Origin of the sequence: uncultured Rothia sp., from assembly GCF_937976295.1 — a bacterium.
GTDB lineage: Bacteria > Actinomycetota > Actinomycetes > Actinomycetales > Micrococcaceae > Rothia.
This window is the reverse complement of the sequence record NZ_CALJRY010000319.1, coordinates 1-2,075: the sequence shown is the minus strand read 5'-3', so window position 1 is coordinate 2,075 and position 2,075 is coordinate 1. Positions and strand designations below refer to the sequence as shown.

Here is a 2,075-nt window from a genome sequence, read left to right as displayed (position 1 = left end):
TTGTACCGCCAGGTGCATGGCTGATTGGCTACGTTCGGGAGGGATAACCGCTGAAAGCATCTAAGCGGGAAGCCTGTTTCGAGATGAGATTTCCTGGCACTTTTGGTGTGTGAGGCTCCTTATAGATGATGAGGTTGATAGGCCGGGTATGGAAGCGGGGACTGAAGACTCGTGGAGTTGACTGGTACTAATAGGCCGAAGGCTTACTTTTTCGAGAAATGTGTTGTGTTTGCGTTCACTGTATGGTTTTTGGATAACAATCCCGTAGGTTTGCGGTGATTATAGCAAGAGGGAAACGCCTGGTTCCATTCCGAACCCAGAAGCTAAGGCTCTTTGCGCCGATGGTACTGCACTTTTGTGGGTGTGGGAGAGTAGGTCATCGCCGCTTTATTATTCAATAGCCCCGGCTTCGCCGGGGCTATTTTTGTTTGGGGAGGTCTAACGGCCTCCCCACTTGTCTTTAACATCCCATCAGAACGGGTGCACGGAAGGTGCTCTCTATACTAGAATGGTATGGCTTATGTTTAGGCATTAGCGGGTGTATCTAAAGCACCCCTCATAGAGTTGATGCCTCAGGCAGCGGTTCGCCCGAATCGACTGCATACCCTACCCGCCCACACTGGCGGATACCTCCCAAGGAGATTCATGTCTGAGACCCCCCGTCACGAGTCTAACGGCTCCGGCCCCCGCCAGCACCGCAAGAACAGCGGAGGAAAGGACTTCCGCTCCAAGAAGGGCGGCAAGAACTTTGGCGGCAAGGGCGGTTTCAAGCGTAACGACCGCGGAGGCAAGAAGTTCGACGGCCGTCGCTCCGACTCCCGGCCCAAGGCACCTCGCTCCAACGGGCCCGAGGCCGAAGCACCTCGCGAAGAAGTACGCAGCATCGGTGGCCGTGCGGGCTACCGCCCCGCAAAGCCCAAGGCACCGGAAATTGACGACGACATCACCGGCCGCGAGCTGGACGGCGCAACCTTCCGTCAGTTGCGCGCCCTGGAACCGCGCAACGCAGAAACCGTCGCAAAGCACCTCGCCATGGCAGGTCGCTACCTCGACATCGACCCCGAATTCGCGCTGGAACACGCCGTAGCCGCATCCCGCAGTGCAGGCCGTATTGCCGCAGTACGCGAAGCTGTTGGCGTCGCCGCATACGTGGCAGAAGACTTCGAACTGGCACTGCGCGAACTGCGTACCCACCGCCGTATTAGCGGCTCCGTAGACCACCTGGCACTGCTGGTGGACTGCGAACGTGCGCTCGGCCGCCTGCCCAAGGCAATGGAAATGATTGCAGAATTCAAGAAGGAAGAACTGCCCGCCAACGTGCGCGTAGAGCTCGCCATCGTTGAATCTGGCATCCTCAGCGATCAGGGCAAGAAGTCTGAGGCTGTTGTAGCACTGCAGATTCCTCAGCTGAACCCCAAGCGTGCCTTCGAGTACAGCCCCCGCCTGTTCAGCGCATACTCCGACGCGCTGGCTAACGCTGGCCGCAACCAGGAAGCAGAACGCTGGGCACGCCTCGCCTTCATGGCAGAAGCAGCACTGGGCCAGGGCAACTTCGCAGAACCTGAAATTTTCGACATCTTCGGTGAAGCAGGCCTCTTCGAAAAGGAAGAGAAGTCCGTAGAACTCACTGAGACCGCAGAAGCAACTGAAGAAGCCGCTGAAGCTTCCGCAGAAGAGGAAGCAAGCGAAGCTCAGGTAGCTGAGGACGAGAAGACCGAAGCGCCTAAGACTGGTGAGGCGGAAGAAACCTCCGCAGAATAAGACTGCAAAGAATCTAAAAAATCTGAATACTTGACCCAAGTGTCAGCGTAAAACCGCTGGACGCCACACCCAAGCGGGGGAGAGCGTCCAGCGGTTTTCCACATAATCGCCCGAAGGCACCACCGTTAGAGTGTCTAACAGGTACGATTAATAGCGACAACCGCCAGAGACCCGAGAGGAACACTCTATGACCACGAACGCACTCCTATCCCGCTACGATGCCCTCCTCACCGATTTGGACGGCGTAGTCTACGCAGGCCCCTTCGCCATCGAAGGCGCACCCGAAGCGCTCAACCGCGCCGAAGAAGAACTCA

1 protein-coding gene, 2 rRNA genes and 1 pseudogene are annotated in these 2,075 nt (G+C 57.3%); all 4 read left to right on the top strand.

Annotated elements, in window-relative coordinates; genetic code table 11:
• Positions 1-211, top strand: a 23S ribosomal RNA gene (locus Q0216_RS08515); the annotation flags it as partial.
• A gap of 60 nt (positions 212-271) precedes the next feature.
• Positions 272-388: ribosomal RNA gene (rrf, locus tag Q0216_RS08510) — 5S ribosomal RNA — on the top strand.
• A 257-nt stretch (positions 389-645) separates the two neighbouring features.
• Positions 646-1,761 carry a hypothetical protein gene (locus Q0216_RS08505; protein ID WP_298594524.1) on the top strand — a complete coding sequence of 372 codons (1,116 nt, stop codon included), beginning with the start codon at positions 646-648 and terminating at the stop codon, positions 1,759-1,761.
• Positions 1,762-1,948: 187 nt separating this feature from the next.
• Positions 1,949-2,075 (top strand): annotated as a pseudogene (locus Q0216_RS08500) (HAD family hydrolase); the annotation flags it as partial.